Source organism: Rhodopirellula sp. SH410 (genome assembly GCF_055811895.1).
The window spans coordinates 562940-580270 of sequence record NZ_CM147949.1 but is presented as its reverse complement, the minus strand read 5'-3'; the positions used below and the strand labels follow the sequence as shown (position 1 = coordinate 580270).

Sequence of the window (17331 nt, the reverse complement as noted above, 5' to 3'; positions counted from 1 at the left end):
CGAGTCTCCAGGGATTCGCCTACCCATCACACCGCCACTGGGGCTTTGATGTGGGGATGTGGATCGTAATCGACAAGCTCGAAATCTTCAAAGCGAAAATCGCCCATCGAATCGACCTGGCGAAGGATCTTCAGCTGCGGGCGTGGACGTGGCTCGCGGGCGAGCTGCTGTTTCGCTTGCTCGAAATGATTGGAATACAGATGCACGTCGCCGAGCGTGTGCACGAACTCGCCGGGTTGCAGCCCCGTCACGTGCGCCATCATCGTGGTTAACAACGCGTAACTGGCAATGTTGAAGGGGACCCCGAGAAACAAATCCGCGCTGCGTTGGTAGAGCTGACAGGACAGCCGACCACCCGCAACGTAGAACTGAAACAACAGGTGACAGGGCGGTAACGCCATCCGCGGCACGTCGGCGACGTTCCACGCCGAGACGATCAATCGCCGTGATAGCGGGTTGGTACGGATCTCGTTTTCGACCCAAGCAATCTGGTCGATCGACGCGGCGTTTTCGCCGCTCTCTGTCGAACCGGTGGGCCAACTCCGCCACTGATGCCCATAGACCGGCCCCAGTTCACCATCCGCGTCAGCCCACTCGTCCCAAATCGAAACGCCATTCTCTTTGAGCCAACGCGTGTTGGTATCGCCGCGCAGAAACCACAACAACTCATAGAGAATCGAGCGAACATGCAGTTTCTTTGTCGTCAGCAACGGAAAGCCGTCGGCCAAATCAAACCGGATCTGCCGGCCGAATAAACTGCGGGTTCCGACCCCGGTGCGATCACCGCGATCGGTCCCCTGCGCGAGGACTTCTTCGACGAGGTTTAAGTAGCCTTGCATGAAATATTTATGGTTGAGGGATTCGGTAGTTTGGGACCATTGTCCCGAGCGAATGGATCGCTCTCGGTCTCACTCTCGGTCTGGGCAAGTGCCGCTAAGACGATATGCCATAGGACGGAATCGTCAAAACGTTAAAGGGACAACCCAAACAGCAAATCACCTGACAAAAACTCGGTGTTTTGCATTTTCAAATTCTCATTTTTCATTTTTCAATGAATCATGCGCCCACCAACATGCCGTACCGAGAGTTGCGGCGAGTCCCCAGCATTTTTCTCTGGGTGGGACCAGGTGGGACTCGGACGCGACCATGGTCCCGTCCTACGAACTTTTGGGTCGTTCACAATCGAGCGTCCAGTGTCGATCGCTGGTCATCTTCACGCAGCTCGAGTCAATGCCCAGATCCGACAGGAGGTCGCCGATCTCAGCGAGTGTCAGCGAGGCGTGCAACGATTGCCGCAGTAACTGCGGCGGCGAGACGCCGGTTGTCTCTTCGCCAGCCACTCCCCCATGGAGAGCGACCAGCCGCTCGACCTCAGCGTCGGTTTCCGGTCGCACCAAGTCACGGATGAACAACCGGCCACCGGGCCGCAAGACGCGAATCGCCAGTCGCAAGACTGTTGCGGGATCGTCGAGGTGATGCAGCACGGTGTTGCTGATCACGGTGTCCGCCAACTCCGTTTGCAATGCCTCGTCGTCGCTCAGATCGATTTGCTGGAGATGGACCTGCCGCAGTCGCCCGGCCAGTTCAATCTCGACACGTGCGAGCTCGAGCATCGCAAAACAGTTATCGACGCCCATCACTTCGAGCTCGCTGTCCTCCGTGCCCGCAAGATCATCAGCATGCTCACACAGCAGGATCGGAATGAGCGCCGGACCGCAGCCCAAATCGATCACACGCGGACCCACGGGCCCGCTACCGAGCAGATCGGTCACGAACCGGCGGTTGACGTCGCCGTGATCCATCTCACGGTAGATTTGCGCCTCGCTTTGGGGATCTTCGATAGGCGGTTCGCAGATGCGGCTGAGCATGGCGGCGGGGGGGGTAGACAAGAGGGGGAGGGCGGTAGTGGATCTTGTTAAAGATCCTGCTGCATATGGATCTTTAACAAGATCCACTACGCTATCTCGACGCTATCTCGACGCTAGGCTGTCGGTGAAAGCTCTTTGCGTTTGTCAGCGATCAAGGCGATCAAGGCACGTTGTGGCTTGACAAATTTGTCGATGCCTTCGGCCATTAGAAAATCGTGCATCTTCGCGAGATCAACCGCCGCGTCAATTTCATCGAGCACCGTTTGGGATGGCATGTCGTCAACCGTGCGTGAGAACGTCAGTCCGCTCTCAGCGACGGCCGCGTTGGTTTCCGGCGGATTGGTTTGAATGTCACTACCGGCGAGCGCTTGCACATACTTCCAGGGTGGATCTTTGGGGTCTTTGGTCCCCGTGCTCGCAAAGATGAGTTCTTGCTGCAGTGCCAAACCCTTGTCCGCCCAAAAGGACTGGTTCTCTTTCCAGATTCGCTTCGCGTTGACGAGTCCGACGAGACCTTGGGCGGCGTCGGAAAGCTGTAGGTTTTTCTCGGTGTACACATCAATCCGCGAAATGAAGATGCTGTAGACCGACTTGAACGTGGCTGGATCGACTTTCCCATTGGCACCTCGCCAAATCGCTTCGCGAGCGGCGAGATATTGGTCCGCGACAAACATCAGCGTCACGTTGAGAGTGATGCCTGCCGCAGCGAGTGGCTCGAGTGCCCGCAGACCCGCCGGCGAGGCCGGCACCTTGATCATCCGGTTGGTGTGCCCGGCAGCCCATTTTTTGCCCAGTTCGACGTACCGCTCGACAACATCGTCCTCGCTCAAATTCAGCGACGGGTCTTCGAGCAATGGATCGAGCTCGAAGCTGACCCAGCCTGCGTCGCCCTTGGTCGCTTTGTGAATGTCTGCGAACTTGGCTTCGGCCTCGCTCACCAACTGATCCGTCAGCGCCCACGCGATCTCTTCGTCCGTCTTGCCCTCGCCAAGCAACGACTCAATCTGCCCATCGAGACCACCCCCGGCGACAATCGCCGAGATGATCGCAGGGTTACTGGTCGCTCCCACGGCACCGTAACGAAGGTTCTTGTCAACCTCGGTCGGCTCGACCGAGTCCAGGTAAAGTTTTGTGCCAGTGTCGATGAGCGATTGGAGCGGATTGGCCATGAATCAGTTACTTAGGTCAGAGTAAATTGGTCCGTACGCCGGGGACCATTGTCCCGAGCGAGCAGATCGGTCACGGACGGGACCAGGGTCCCATCCTACGTGATAGTGGGCACGCCACCGAAGTCGGCGTGCAGCATACCCCGTTCCCAAGTTGGCGACAAATGGAGAGGTCGGCGTGCCCAGGAGGAATTCCCCTCACAAGATCGGGCTGAACAATCTCGCCACAATCGTACCGATCCGCCCGTACCAGGGACGGAGCCGGCCAGACGTCGATTCGGATTCGGTGGCCGCCGCAAAGTCCTGCTGCAGCATCTCTGCGACCTCAGCGACAAAATCACGCTGGTCGATCGCCAGCATCATCTCGAAATTCAGATGCAGCGAACGATTGTCGAGATTCGTCGAACCGATTAACGCCAATTTGTCGTCGACCAACACACACTTCTGGTGCATGAACCCCTCGGTGTAGCGGTAGGCCGCGACGCCCAACGATTTCAGTTCCGATTCAAAATGGAATCCCGCCAAATAGACGATCCACTGGTCCGCTTCATTGGGCAGCAACACACGCACATCCACGCCGCGGGCACAGGCCATCGATAACGCATTGAGCGTCGTCTCGTCAGGGACCAAGTACGGTGTACTGATCCACAACCGCTCCCGGGCCGCCCCGGCGGCGGCGGCAAACATCATCGTCGCGCGAGAACGCTGGTCGGCCGGGCCAGTCGCACACATCGCCGCCAACCCCGCCTCCTCACCCGCGTTCGCGGGCTCCCTGTCGTCGTGATGCCCCCACTCCGCTTCCGGTAATCCTCGACGGCTCGCCCAGTAGTAATCCGATGCAAACACCGCTTGAATTTTTTTGACGATCGGGCCCCTCACGGTCGCTGCGGTGTCTCGCCAACGCGTTACCCAGTCATGGTTGCCGAGATATTCGTCGCCAATATTGAGCCCACCGACAACGCCCCAGTGGCCATCGACGACCAGCAACTTGCGATGATTGCGAAAGTTCAACTGAAACCGATTGACCCAGCCCTGGCGAGTGTTGAACGCCCGCACGTCGACCCCTGCATCACGCAAACGGCTAAGGTATGCCGACGACAACGAAATGCACCCCACCTCGTCGTAGAGCAGACGGACGGTCCGGCCGGCCTGAGCCTGAGCGATCAAGGCATCGGCAAACCGATTCCCGAACCCATCGTCGCGGATGAGGTAAAACTCGGCGTAGATGTAGTGTTCCGCCGAAGCGATCTGTTCGATCAGCGCTCGTGAAAAGGCATCGCCGTCGATCAACAACTGAAATTGATTTCCCGCACAAATCGGGGTGTCCAAGACATCGGCAACTTGATCGAGCGGCGAGATCAGTGACGTCGTTCGAGCATCCGGGCGCGTCATCGTCTCCCGCTCAATGGCATTGAGCGAGGCCAGATGTTGACGCCCGACCCCCCGCACGGCTTCTCGATAGCCGGCAAATCGATGGCGTGCGAACACCCAGTACGCGGGCAGAGTGAGCAACGGGATCGTCAACAACGCCACCGTCCACGCCACTGCAGCTTGACTGGTGCGAGTATTTCGAACCGCATGCCAAGCCGAAACCAGAGCCAGTCCATGCAACAACAGGAAACCGGATGGAACAATCAGCCCCCACCAATGTGCGAGCGTTTCAGTGTCGAGCAGCGTCACGACGGACTCACAGGGCGGAAGGGGAACCTAGCGTTTTTCGGCCCCATCCTAGTTGGTGATGCGAAGGGCTGGCGATGGGCCACAACCGCTAGTGCAATCCACGTTCCGGTCAACGCAGGGACTTCCCCAGGAAAGCGACGACAAACCACTTGCATCACTCCACATCTCCCGCAATACTTACTGAGACCAATTCGCAATAAGAAACACGCAGAAAATGACTGTCTGAAATTGTGGTCGAACGCTCCGCGGTCGACCATACCGACCGCGGAGCGTTCGGCCACTTATTTTCCGCTCGTTCCTAAGCGAATCATCATCGACGACGCAGCAAGCGATAGGCGATTTTTCCCGTCAACTAGCCAGCCACGCTCGATCCAGTGCTCGAAATCCGTTTTTCGAGCGTAGATCCTTCTTTTCTGTGTGCCTGTTTTGCTGAAGACATACGATACCTTCCCCGCAGGGTTCGTGGCTGAACAACTTCGTCGGACCGCTGACCGCGGGACTGCTCTATTTTGAAAACAGCAATATGGATTCGCAATTCGATTTCGAACTCAACGGACGCTGATTCCGTTATCCTTCCAGATTCCTGCCCCCCTCGGAGATTTACTCGGATGAATCAAAACAAACTGTTCCTGCCGATCGCCCTGGTCACCGCGAGCTGCCTGCTCGCACGTCCCGCTCAAGCCCACTTCCCCTGGTTGGCGACCAACGACGAGGGCCATGCCGTGATGTGGTTCGGTGAGTCCACCGACGACCGAACCTACCCCATGCCGGAATCGATCCAAACGATTCAACTACGAAACAGCGTTGCGGGCAAACCGATCACGACCGAGTCGGTCGACCAAGACGACTTGGTCGGCATCCAAAGTGTCGAGACAATCGACGCCGATTCCGAACTCGCCGGCACAGTCACCTACGGTTTGTACCACGGCACCAAGTTGACCTATCACGTCGAACACCTCCCGCAAGGCAACCCCGCTGAGTGGCCGCAGCAGGCCCGGGATGAGGCTCCATTGCAAACCGTGATCCGCCCCGACGACCAGGGTGGCGTGAATGTCACCGTCCTGCGTGACGGCAAGCCGCTACCGAGCACCGACGTCAAGCTGTACTGCGAAGCAGGTCACGAGGAAGCCGATCGGAAAACCGATGACAAAGGCCTCGTTCACTTCACGAACAAGGAAGTCGAATCAGGGCTCAACGCGGTAATCGTGGGCTATTCCGACGATCAGGCGGCCGGCAGCCTCAACGGCGAGAGCTACGCCAGCACCACCGACTACTTGACGGCAACCTTTCGCATGCCGAACTCGCCCGCGGGCGAGCCCGAAGCGAAAGAGGAATCCAAGCCCGAACCCCAAGTCGATCCTAACAGCGGCGCGAGCACGGGACCGGCAAACCTGCCCGACCTGCCTGAGAATCTAACCAGCTTCGGTGCCGCGATCGCGGACGGACACCTGTACGTCTACGGCGGCCACACCGGTGGTGCCCACTCGTATTCCAAACAAGAACAGTCGGATCGCCTATGGAGCGTGGATCTATCCCAGGGAAAAGACGCGAAATGGGAGAAATTGCCCAGCGGTCCGACCCTGCAAGGCCTGGCCCTGGTCGCTCATAACGGCCGCTTGATCCGCATCGGCGGTTTCACCGCGGTCAACGAGGAGGGTGAGGATCACAATCTGCAGTCGCAGAGCACCGTGGCGAGCTTCGACCCCCAATCGAAGACCTGGACCAACCTGGCCGATCTCCCTGAACCTCGCTCGTCACTCGATGCCGCAGTCCTCGGTGACAAAGTGTATGTCTTCGGTGGCTGGAACATGCAGGGCGAAAGCGACCAAAGCGAGTGGCACGACACCGCCTGGTCACTCGACCTCAGCGATGCATCGGCAAAGTGGCAACCACTTGCAGCGACCGACTTTGAACGCAGAGCCATCAGCGTGGCGGCGCATCAGGGTAAACTCTATGTCATCGGCGGCATGACGTCGGACAACGAGACCACCACGGAAGTCGCCGTCTATGATCCAGCCTCCGACTCCTGGAGCAAAGGCCCTGAACTGCCCGGCACAGGCATGTCCGGTTTCGGCTCGTCCTCATTCGCCACCGGCGGGCACTTGTACGTCACGACCATGGACGGCTTCGTCAACCAACTTTCCGATGACGGCAAGAGCTGGCACACGATCGCCAAAACCGATCGCGAACGGTTCTTCCACCGAATGGTGCCACTGAGCGATCATGAATTGTTGATGATCGGCGGCGCCAGCATGGAAGTTGGCAAGTTCAGCCCCATCGACCTCATCAAAGTGAAGTAGTCGAGTCGAAAGATTGTCACTCGGCTCCCCGAGCCGCAAGCGGGCGTGCGACTTTCATTTGAATGCCAAACGATTGTTTTCGCGTCCACCAGCTGACTTTCCTGAGTCCCGGCATAATACCGGAGGGACGACAGCGACTTCAGTGCGGGCGTGCCGCCTCTCGCGGATAAGACTGCGAAGCATTTTTTTGACCGTAGGATGGGACCATTGTCCCGTCCGGGGCAACTTTTTAGTAAACCGTCGCCAAACTGCTCGCTCGGGACAATGGTCCCAAGCTACGAATCCGGTGCGAATCGCACGATGCAACTAGCGCAACGGCAACTCCGCCACAACCACGCCCACAATCGCCGGCACCTTCGTCGCCACTCGCATCAATCTTTTCTGATCCGCTCCCGTCACGACAAACCGTCGCTTGCTCGACTTCATCGCGGTCGAAATCCCACCATCGGGGCCCAGCAGACTCGCCAGCGGCACGACGACCAAATCTGCCTTCGGCGAGACCGCATCGATCCTCTCGTCATCCAGGCCACCACCAAGACTCAAAATTTGAGCGACCCGCACGTTCACCTCAGGATCGTATTCGCGAAACGACTCGAGCGACTTTGGCTCGGTGAACGCAACGACGCAAGAATCACGCTGTCCCATATAACCTTTGGTGAAGCACTCGCCGACGATATCGGTGTCGAGATACGGCTGGTCAACGACTAAAAAAAGTCCTTGCCGCTGACGATTCTCCATGTTCGATTTGCGAACGTGGTTGATCGCTTGGCCGAGTGTGAGATACCCAAGATCGGACAGAGCATCCGCGTCCGGCACGGGGTCTGGTAGTTCCTGGTCGGACGGCCCCACCATCACACGGCGGTCGCCAGAGAGAAATAAGTTCATCAGCACCCAGCCGTTTTCACCGGCCTCATCCGTGTCCGAAATAACCATGACAGGTTCCGTCGAGCGAGTGAACTGAATCGTTGGCACCGTGAAAAACTTCCGATTCGCTGCCATGATCTTGGTCGCTTCGCGATCGTTGCGAGCTGGATCTTCACCAATCTCGGCTGCGCGATATTCGTCGAAGACCTTGCGTTGGACTTTCCCCACATGTTTCTCAATCTGCAAAAATTCGTCGGCATGCTGGAAGTCGCCTTGATCGACGGCCATGTTCTCAAGGCGGTGGAGGATCCGCTCGACACTGGCGGCCGTACCCCCGAATATCAGTCGGTTGGAGTCGATCAAGTGCAATCCAAGACCGACGAACGCGCGGAGATAACGCACGTCCTCCTGGGGCGATAGCCGATGTGAATATTGCAAAATTGCGCTGCCAAGATGGCGAAGTGATGTCTCGGAAACGGTGGTGCCGCCATCAATGGCCAGAATCTGGAAGAACAGGTTCTCGATCATGCTTCGCCACATGAACGGACTGACCGGCTTGCCCGCGAATTCAGCGCCGTCCTCGGGCAGGGACTCAGGAAAGCTCAATTGAAAATCAACAGGCCAAGGTTGCTCGGGCACTCGGCAGCCTGGCCGGCTGTTGCCCTCTTCCAATGCTTCGATCACCGCCACATCCAACGGATCGCCCTGGTTTGCGGTTCGCATCAGCACGATCGCCTTGGCGTAGAACGGCAATGCGTTGTCCGGTTCTTGCTCCGCCCAAGCATCGATCGCCGCGAAGGCGATTTTCTGGTCAGAGCTTTCCGCCAGTCTCGCCCATGCGGCGATCAAGGACGGATCAAGTGAGACGGCATCGAGGAAGCACGCTTCAGGCGACTCCATCGTATCGGCGTTCGACTCGTCATTGGCACGCTGTTGAAGTCGGTCACCGATTACTTTTGCGTAGCTTCGAACACTTTGCATCTTTCGCTCGAGAGCGGGATCGGTGATCTTTGAATCATCCGGCTGAGGTTCGGATAGCTTTTTCAGCGTCGCGCCAATCTGGCGAGTGATCCGACTTCGGTCGGCGGAGTAGGCACCGAATCGCCCCCGCCAATAAGCGACATGGGCGGATTCAGGATAGGCTTTGACAGCGTTTGCGAATGCCGCTTGTGGATCCTGAGGTTCCATCGTATCGAAGTCAACGAGCGACCAGATCGCCTCGGCAATCAATTGGTCAGCGGATACTGGCTTATCTCGCTCCTGAGAGAATGCAGCCAACGGAGCAAGCGAAACAACAACCACTACCGCGCGACTACAGATCGTAACCATTGAAGTTCTCCAGGCGGACCGACGTGAGAATAGATGGATCACAAGCGTCCTGACTTCACCCTCCCGAGCGAAGCTTGGGAGGGTCGAGAAACGATCCTTCAGCGAGTTTCTCGGGGAGGGATCGGTCACCGTTTCGCAGAGATTGGCGCACTTTCCTAGTGTTCGCCCCTCAGCCCAGCGGCTTGTCGGTTTCCACCTGCACGATGATCAAGACATCGCCGGCGGCGAAGCTGCTCATGGGGCCCCCGCTGGCACCCGATTGACTGGACAGATTGCCAGAGATCGACAGCACTTTCACGCCGGTTTTCCGAATCCAGCGATTGATTTGCCGCTCGAGTTCAGGCAGATCGTTATCGACGCCTTTAAACAGCTTGACTTGTTCCATGTTTTTATCTCTCAATCGATATTTTCAAAGTCGTCGAAATCGTCGAGGTCATCTTCTTCCTCGTCGAGTTCGTCGCCAGCGGTATTGAGTCCAAACTCGGCGCTGATTTCGTCGTCTATCTCGATTTCATAGTCGTCGTCGAGCTCTTCTTCGAAATCGTCATCGAAATCGTCATCGAAATCATCTTCGTCGATGTCATCAAACTCGTCGATGTCATCTTCGTCGTCATCCAGATCGTCCCCGAACCCACCGTGATCGTCATCATCATCATGATCGTGATCTGACGATGAATCATCGTCGTCGTCATCATGTTCGATCAGCACGGGAGTCGGCATGTACAACGGCATTCTCACGCCGGGCAAAGGGCTCGCCGCAGTGAGTTGTTGAGAATCGACGTAGAGCGATTTTGGCTGGATCGTGACAGTCATGTACGGTCAATCAACACGGAAGTCTAAAGAAGTGAAAGTGCGAGAACAGGCCGACAGCAAAACTCGCCAGCCAGATCGTGGTTGGCGTCGCGGTAGTGGACCAGATCGGGCGAATCCGGGCCAGATCCCGACACTCGGCCAAATAGACAGGATAAACCACTTGCAGGGTCTGTAGTAACTGGGGCGAGTTTATCCACAGGCTGGACATTTCTTGCGACATCTCGACACCATGCCGATCATTTTGCTAACTGGTGCAATCATCACAAGCCGCCCGCGCCGGAATTTTGGCATTTTCACCAATTGAGAGCTCACATTGCCATGGATGGTGATTTTCAGACCCGCAAATCGACCGCTGCCCTGTCCGCAGCCAACCCGGCCGACTCCGCTCGCATGCTGCCGTTGCTGTTTGTCTTGATCAGCTGCGTCGTTGCCACGGTGCTTTTGACCGGCTGCGCGTCACACCAATACGGACAGCTGCTCGCCAGCGACGACAAAGATATGGTCGGCAGCCATGATGCGGGCGCGGCGACCTGGAATCCCTTGGTCGACACGTCCGTCGCACAGCTGCTCGGACGCTGCCCGCCTGTGTCGCTGCCGACATCATTAGGGGCCCCCTTTGGAGACCCTTCCTATGCGGATGCCGCCGCGGAGGCCGCCTCGGCAAATGGTGCGACTGCGCAGACGCCTTCCTCAGGTGAGGGCAGCACGCCCGCGAAAATGGCCAGCCACAACCTCTCGGGCAATCTGCCAGGGATGGGTCCTCAAGCAGAAGAAATCTTCGGGACGATCGAACCGAACGGCCCCACACAGCTCGTCACCGGGCCTGCACGCGTGTGCTTTATCGGCATCGAAAACAAAAGTGCCGAAGAATTAGTCGATTTCAAGGACCAACTCTATGAGCGCATCGATTCCCAAATCAATGAAAGCCAAGCATTTCGCAGCATCAACCGGCGGCTAATCGATGCGGCACTGATTGAAGCCCGACTACGTCCCGATTCGCTATTTCTGCCCGCCAATCGCGCCGCTTTCGCCGCGGCGCTCGGCCGCCAAGGCTCACCGGTCGACTATTTGCTGTACGCCACGATTACCTCTGGCACGACCGATCGCAACAAATCGACGCAACGAGATTATCTCTTGACGCTGGAAATGGTGAATTTAGAGACGGGCGATTACATCAAAGAATCCTCGAAAATCCGCAAGGGCTATCACAAAACACGGGCTGGCAAATGGTGGAATTTTGGCCTCTTTGACCAAGCTGATGGTTAGTGTGACCCTCGAACCAAACCAACAGGGTGCGCCAGCCCACACGGCGATTTGTCGACCGACGACTCCGCCCCTCATCCGCTCATGCCCACCAGTCGGCATGCTATTGGGCGGCGTGCTGCTCGGCGGCGTGCTGTTGTTTTCCGGCTGCGCCACCCAACTCGCCTCGATCGACACCGCCCGCGATGCCTTCGTGACCGGCGATCTGAACACCGCCGCAACCATGCTCGGCGAAGTCGCTGACTCAAACGGCCGTTTCGCGGCCCCCGCCCGGCTCGATCTAGCCGTCGTCCAGCTCGCCTCCGGTGACATCGATGGAGCCACCGCAGGCCTCCGCAGCCTGCGGGATCAGTTTGACAAAACCAGCGACGCGGCAGCGATCGGCGCCGGGGGTGGCGGGCTGATCGCGGGTGCTAAGTCAGCATCCGGTAAGGCGATGTCGATGGTCACCGACGACACCGCACGCGTCTTCAAGCCCGCCGGATACGAAGAAGTGATGATCCGCACGATGCTTGCGATCTGCTCGCTCGCTGGCGATGGCATGGATGCGGAAAGCTACATCAACCAAGCGGCGATGCATCAGGCGAAGTTGAGGAAAGTCGCTGAAACGCGTCAGCACGACCTGTTCCCCGATTCGTTCGAGGCCACCCCGCACCAGGAACTCGCCTTGGCACCCTATCTGCGAGGCGTCTTGCGAGAGGCGACGCACCATGATTTTGACGATGCCCAGCGAAACTACCGGCTCGTCAGCGCCATCAAACCCGATTTCCGCCCTGCCCAAGATGACCTGCAGAGAGCCACCGTTGGCGCCCACAGCCAGCCCGGCCACGGGGCCCTGTACGTCTTTGCGCTGGTCGGACGCGGCCCCGTCCTGGTGCCGACCGACGCGCCCGTCACCTCCGCCGCCGTGTCCATCGCTTCCATGGTGATGTTCCACGATCAAGACAAAGCGGACGATATCACGCGTTTGCCAAAAATCATCAGCGTCAAAATCCCGGCCGTCGTGGTGCCGCACTCACCCATTGCCGCGGTGACCGTCACCAGTTCCTCACCGGCCTCGAATGGCGGCCCAGGGGCCTCGAATGGCGGCCCAGGGGCCTCGAATGGCGGCCCAGGGGCCTCGAACGGCGGCCCAGGGGCGCAGCCGATGGGGTCGTTCCAAATGCTGGGAGCCACCCAATCATTGACGGACGTCGCCGAGATGGTCCAAACCCAAGCCGCCGCGGAACAACCCTGGACGATCGCCCGCAGCTTCATCCGGCAAGCGAGCAAAGAGCTCGCGGTGAGCAAAGCTCGCCAGGGACTCGGCCTGACCGGCGGCGTGGGCAGCGCGGTCCAGTTCGCCGCCTCGACGGCGTGGACAGCCACCGAAAAAGCCGACACCCGGTGCTGGGGGCTGCTACCACGGGAGATCCAAGTCCTGCGGGCCGAACTGCCCGCCGGTGAGCACCGCATCCAGCTCGCTCCCGTGGGCCCCGACGGATTCTCGATCGGCCCCGAGCGGCCGGCTACCGTTCGCGTGGCCAATGGACGCAACACCTATCTCGTCGTCATCGCGCCGGCGGGAAATTTACACATCGTCGAATGAACCAACCCAGTGAACATCTGGGGACGCTGAAGAGAAACGTCCCGGAATTCAAAAATTGAGGCGCCGCCCCCCCGCACAACCCGCATAACTGACGCCGTCTTGCCGATTTATCCTGACCCGTCGGCAGGGCATGAAAATTCGGCCGCGTGCCCCAGGCAAGCTGAACTGAAGTTGCCCGACCGCCGATACCCTCGCTATCGGTCGTTCGACCTCGCAGCGGCGGCAACGGATTTGACGAAATCCCACGCTCGACCATTTTGCGTACGTTCGGCGACCGAGAACCCCACGATGCCAGGATGGCCGTGGGAGCATCTATCAAGGTAGCGGCCTCCCAAGCTGCTGGGCTCCTTTCCGAAAGTTGTCGATGATCGGTTTTTCCCTCCAATCACTGGACTTGTCGCGGATGCGGCAGCAAGTCGAATTGAAACTCTGTGAATTGGGAGCACTCGAACCGCGAGAATTCCCATTGACCCAGAGAGAAGTGGTACGCCGGGGTAAAACCTGTGCGATCTACTTCTGCCTGCACGGCCCCCGTAGTGTCAAATTAACCGCTATCGCGGATCTCAAAACCCGCTCGATGGTGTACTACGGCAGTGACGGAGTCCGCCGGGAAACCGTCGATTGGGACGCGTTGTAAAGCGGAATTTGCCAAGATCCAAAGGAATTTCGATAAATCATTGCGATCCTCGGTTGTCGATGATCCCCCTGTAACGCTATGATCCCCGTTCCTCACGAGGGAATTCCCCGCCCGAGATGCGTTTTATCACGCCTCTCGCTCTGCGAATCCCCTTTCAGACAGTCCTCAAATGGAGGCGAACTTCACATGCACAAAATTCCAGACGAAGGGTTTACGAAGCGGATATGGTAAAGTTATTGGTGCGAGATCGGGAAACGATTCAAGAAGCAGTACGACGGTTCAGGAAGTTGGTTGAACGCAGCGGCATCAAGAAAGAGATGCGCCGCCGCGAATTCTACGAAAAGCCCAGCGAAACCAACCGCCGCGCCCGCCTACGTGCCGAACGCCGCAACAAACGCACCCAACTCTTAGCCCGCTAAGAATCACCTCAACTAGCTGCCCCGCCATCGGCGACCAGCAGCTAACTTCAGGGCGTTTAGCTCAGTTGGCTAGAGCATCTCGTTTACACCGAGAGGGTCGGGGGTTCGAGTCCCTCAACGCCCATCAGGTAGTAGTTGCCCCTACTATCCTGAACTACAGAAAGCCCTGTTTTCCGAGCGGAAACAGGGCTTTCTTCGTTTCGGCCGGAGCCCTCAATCCCCCGAATACCCCCTGAACCGAAACCACCAGCGGCCCCACCGACCCATCCCAGTACCCCCGGCTCCACCGGCCACATGCACTGGCTCTTCACCTCACCAGACCACAACCGCAAAACAACCGTAGGGCCGGTTCCCACCGGCCACATGCGTCGGTCTCCCAACACGCCCCCCCTCCCTCTTCTCTGCGCCTCCCCGACTCTCGCGTCTCTGCGTCCACTTTCTTTCACCAACATTCATCAACGGCGTCAGCAGTGGAGGGAAAGAGCAGCCCCGCAAGCAATCCGCGGCAAGCCCCAAGACCTGCTCATCAACTGCGATGAAGAAGTGAAACCGCTCGAAGAATCGCTGTATCCCTCAGTAGGTCTGGGCGACGCATCCGAGCTTGTGATTGGAAACCGTGGAAGAAGCCCAAAACTCGTCTGAAGAAACGGATCCCATTGGGCGCGGTCTACCCGCCATCGACAGCTTCGAGTTCGTGGAACGGAATCTTCTTCCCGTCGAAGAAGGGCATCAGCAATTCAGGAGGTTTTCCATCGACAGCGCGGAAGACATCCGGAAGTGGAAGCAGCACGTCGAGGTATTCAAGCGACCCTTTTCCATGAAGCGCACGCAACTTGCCCTTTTTGGCCCATGTTCCGCAGGTGCCGCAAAGCGTTACCGTCGTCATTGATTTGCCTTCGGGAGTGATCGAAACGGCGTACGCAGGGCTGTGGCCACAGAATGGAACGTTGGCGTCATCTGCAAGGTCTTTGCGCAGAAGCGTGCGCAGTTTCTTCGCCTCTGTTCGGTTGAGTCGGCGAGTTGCAATGACGTCAGCAACACGATCATGCCATTCAATGGAGACAGTTTGATCGCCAGCAAGTGCGCCACGGGGATCGAGGAGATGTATCACCATCCGGTATGGTGGATCATCTGCGTGAACCGAGACCGCCAACGCTGCAAACAAGGCTAGCAATACAGTTCGCATGATCTCATTCGATTTGCGGGAGGCCATGAATGGGCGGTTAGACTTGCGGTACGACAAAGCTCAAGTGATGGGCGGCGTGCCACTGCTGAAGCAATAGCCATTGCCCACGATTGAGTCGCCCCAGCATCGGATAGTGCGTGACGAAAGGGGTGGAAGGGTCCATTAGAGTGTTCGCCAGTGCGTAGAATCGGTCTGCACAAGCGTCTTCATCGAGATCGATTGCGGGCTGAAGCGGCTTCGGAGCTTTGCCACGCATCTTGGATGGCTTGCCCCTCCGCATCGTCGGCATGAACATCAGTCTCATCACCGGGCGCATCAGGGCAGGAAATGTGAATCCCGCACCGTCGATTGTCATCTGCATGGACATGCTCAAATGATCGAGAATTTGGGCAAGACTCCAATTGCCGACCAGTGCATAACCGTCTTCACGCAACCGAGCAACATCAGCGCAAGCGGCGCCCAAGTCCGCGTAGCATAAATCCATACGTCGATCTGCGATCGTCCTTACGAGATCAGGCTTTTGAAGCATATTTATTCAATTCGTTTGTTGCGGGTGTGAATAAGTCAGTCGACGAACGATGGCCATCAGCGTGCACGGACAACTGGCGTTCCATTAGTAAAAACGTGCAAGCCGCGCTCGGTTGGATGGCTTGGTTGCCCGTCCGCATTGGACCGCCGTATAGGGTCTGCCGTCAGGGTGTCGCCGGTAGCATCCGGTTTCGAGCGAAGGATTATCATGCCCCCCTGCGACCGCAGAGGCCGATGCAACCACTCGCCCGACGAGAGCAATGTATCGCAACGCAAGATTGAAATCAAAGCAGTAGGGCCGGTTCCCACCGGCCATATGCGTCGGTTTCTCCAACTCCTTGGGCAGCAACCGTACAACAGAACCAGCGGCAGGGCCGGTTCCCACCGGCCATATGCGTCGGTTTCTTCGGCAAACGAGGGACACAGCACGTTTGCGAGAGAGACATCAACGCAAACCCTGCAGCTTCGCACCCCCTACACGGCTCGCATCCATTGCGGCTAGACAATTGCGAGTGAAATGTACTGTGCCCCCCTAAGCTTCGAGGTTTAACCACGAATCACACGAATGACACGAATCGTCAGCATGGATCCAATTCGTGTCATTCGTGTTTTTCGTGGTCAAATCAATCCCCACGACAACGGAGCGACCAACATCGCTCCAGCTCGCGTGCTTCGGTGCGCATCACTGTTCGTCGATGATACCTGCGGACCAAATCTGGCGAGGATCATATCCGTATCGATTGCGCCCACGGTTTCCCTTGAGCGTTCCGATGGTAAAGAAGAGGAAAATTCGACCGAAAACGGGAATGAGCCCAGGAACAATCGACCAACCAGACCATCCGATGTCGTGAAATCTCTTCGCTCCGATAGCCACTGCATTCCAAAACATGACAATTGGAATACTCAGGAAAGCCAACTGCGGGATTGGGAAACTGGCCGATGCGGCGGCGATTAACAGTAGAATCCCACCCCAACAAATGATGAACAGCCCCGCTGCGATCCAAATCATTGCGAGAGAAAGACGGCCCCGCAACGAGAACAAGATCCAAAACAGATCGAAGTGTGTCGGACGTGCCTCTTCGTTCTCTCGAGGTTGCGAAACCGCCCCGAGACCCGCGGCCGCTGGCCGAGGTTCGCCCCCGCCCATACCGTGGACGTCTTGCTTGCACGCGGGACAAGCTCCATTTGATTCTGGGATGACTCGCATCCCGCAATTCGGACAGCTAAGGATACTCACGGTGACTCAAGATTATCCAATTCGAGGAACGAATTGCGATCTACCCGCAGCCAGGCGCCGAAAAATCTCAACTTGATCGGCTGAGCCGATCGCCTGACGTGCAAACAGACCGTGCGTTGAACTTTGTCGCCACACTGGGCGATGCTGGACGTGGAATCAGGACGACTGATTCGTCAGAATGATTCTAGCAGATAGTATTCGCAGGGTGACACCAAACCGTCCAGACGGGGAGGGCGTAACGGAATCCGCTGTGCCCATCGCTGCCCGGTTTCCTTTGCACCTTCCACCAGCGCCCCCGGTACCAACCGTAAAAATCGCTATCGCCGTAGGGCCGGTTCCACCGGCCGCATGCGTTGGCTCTTCGACTCATTAGGCCGTAACGGTACAACAGCCCCTGTTCGCGGTGCCTAATTGAGTTGCTGATCAGACGGCGGCTCGCTCCAAGACGGCTTG

The 17331-nt window shown here is 57.8% G+C and carries 15 protein-coding genes and 1 tRNA gene; 6 read left to right on the top strand and 10 right to left on the bottom strand.

Annotated features, from left to right (window positions below):
* Positions 1 to 26 precede the first annotated feature (26 nt).
* The 4 genes from SH410x_RS02360 to cls all read right to left on the bottom strand — a co-directional run bounded on the left by SH410x_RS02360 (position 27) and on the right by cls (position 4714).
* Positions 27 to 839, bottom strand: a complete 813-nt coding sequence (locus tag SH410x_RS02360) for a thymidylate synthase (protein ID WP_473674256.1) — start codon at positions 837 to 839, stop codon at positions 27 to 29.
* Between the two features lie 318 nt (positions 840 to 1157).
* Entirely contained in the window at positions 1158 to 1889 is a 732-nt protein-coding gene (locus SH410x_RS02355) for a class I SAM-dependent methyltransferase (protein ID WP_473674254.1), read from the bottom strand.
* A 92-nt stretch (positions 1890 to 1981) separates the two neighbouring features.
* On the bottom strand, positions 1982 to 3037 hold the full coding sequence (locus tag SH410x_RS02350; RefSeq protein WP_473674252.1) for a transaldolase family protein: 1056 nt from the start codon (positions 3035 to 3037) through the stop codon (positions 1982 to 1984).
* Between the two features lie 195 nt (positions 3038 to 3232).
* Positions 3233 to 4714 carry a cardiolipin synthase gene (cls, locus tag SH410x_RS02345; protein WP_473674250.1) on the bottom strand — a complete coding sequence of 494 codons (1482 nt, stop codon included), beginning with the start codon at positions 4712 to 4714 and terminating at the stop codon, positions 3233 to 3235.
* Positions 4715 to 5322: 608 nt separating this feature from the next.
* Between cls and SH410x_RS02340 the strand changes: the two genes are divergently transcribed.
* Entirely contained in the window at positions 5323 to 7014 is a 1692-nt protein-coding gene (locus tag SH410x_RS02340; protein ID WP_473674248.1) for a Kelch repeat-containing protein, read from the top strand.
* 306 nt (positions 7015 to 7320) lie between these two features.
* Here the strand turns inward: SH410x_RS02340 and SH410x_RS02335 are convergent, their stop codons facing one another.
* The 3 genes from SH410x_RS02335 to SH410x_RS02325 form a co-directional block, all read right to left on the bottom strand.
* Entirely contained in the window at positions 7321 to 9207 is a 1887-nt protein-coding gene (locus tag SH410x_RS02335; RefSeq protein ID WP_473674246.1) for a hypothetical protein, read from the bottom strand.
* Between the two features lie 169 nt (positions 9208 to 9376).
* On the bottom strand, positions 9377 to 9592 hold the full coding sequence (locus SH410x_RS02330) for a hypothetical protein (RefSeq protein WP_473674244.1): 216 nt from the start codon (positions 9590 to 9592) through the stop codon (positions 9377 to 9379).
* A gap of 11 nt (positions 9593 to 9603) precedes the next feature.
* A complete protein-coding gene (locus SH410x_RS02325; RefSeq protein WP_473674242.1) occupies positions 9604 to 10020 on the bottom strand; it encodes a hypothetical protein in 417 nt (138 codons plus the stop codon).
* Positions 10021 to 10338: 318 nt separating this feature from the next.
* Here SH410x_RS02325 and SH410x_RS02320 point away from each other — a divergent pair, with 318 nt between their 5' ends.
* The 5 genes from SH410x_RS02320 (at position 10339) to SH410x_RS02300 (ending at position 14051) form a co-directional block, all read left to right on the top strand.
* On the top strand, positions 10339 to 11286 hold the full coding sequence (locus SH410x_RS02320) for a penicillin-binding protein activator LpoB (protein ID WP_473674241.1): 948 nt from the start codon (positions 10339 to 10341) through the stop codon (positions 11284 to 11286).
* Between the two features lie 97 nt (positions 11287 to 11383).
* Positions 11384 to 12871 carry a COG3014 family protein gene (locus tag SH410x_RS02315; RefSeq protein WP_473674239.1) on the top strand — a complete coding sequence of 496 codons (1488 nt, stop codon included), beginning with the start codon at positions 11384 to 11386 and terminating at the stop codon, positions 12869 to 12871.
* A 364-nt stretch (positions 12872 to 13235) separates the two neighbouring features.
* Positions 13236 to 13508 (top strand): hypothetical protein, encoded by a 273-nt coding sequence (locus SH410x_RS02310; protein ID WP_473674237.1) that lies wholly within the window; start codon positions 13236 to 13238, stop codon positions 13506 to 13508.
* Between the two features lie 224 nt (positions 13509 to 13732).
* Positions 13733 to 13927: a 30S ribosomal protein S21 gene (rpsU, locus tag SH410x_RS02305; protein WP_044256699.1), complete on the top strand. Its 195-nt coding sequence runs from the start codon at positions 13733 to 13735 to the stop codon at positions 13925 to 13927.
* A 50-nt stretch (positions 13928 to 13977) separates the two neighbouring features.
* Positions 13978 to 14051, top strand: a tRNA-Val gene (locus SH410x_RS02300).
* Between the two features lie 543 nt (positions 14052 to 14594).
* Here the strand turns inward: SH410x_RS02300 and SH410x_RS02295 are convergent.
* The 3 genes from SH410x_RS02295 to SH410x_RS02285 form a co-directional block, all read right to left on the bottom strand.
* Positions 14595 to 15113, bottom strand: a complete 519-nt coding sequence (locus tag SH410x_RS02295) for a hypothetical protein (protein ID WP_473674235.1) — start codon at positions 15111 to 15113, stop codon at positions 14595 to 14597.
* A gap of 37 nt (positions 15114 to 15150) precedes the next feature.
* Positions 15151 to 15642 (bottom strand): DUF1569 domain-containing protein, encoded by a 492-nt coding sequence (locus tag SH410x_RS02290; protein WP_473674233.1) that lies wholly within the window; start codon positions 15640 to 15642, stop codon positions 15151 to 15153.
* A 681-nt stretch (positions 15643 to 16323) separates the two neighbouring features.
* A complete protein-coding gene (locus SH410x_RS02285) occupies positions 16324 to 16848 on the bottom strand; it encodes a DUF805 domain-containing protein (RefSeq protein WP_473674231.1) in 525 nt (174 codons plus the stop codon).
* Positions 16849 to 17331 lie beyond the last annotated feature (483 nt).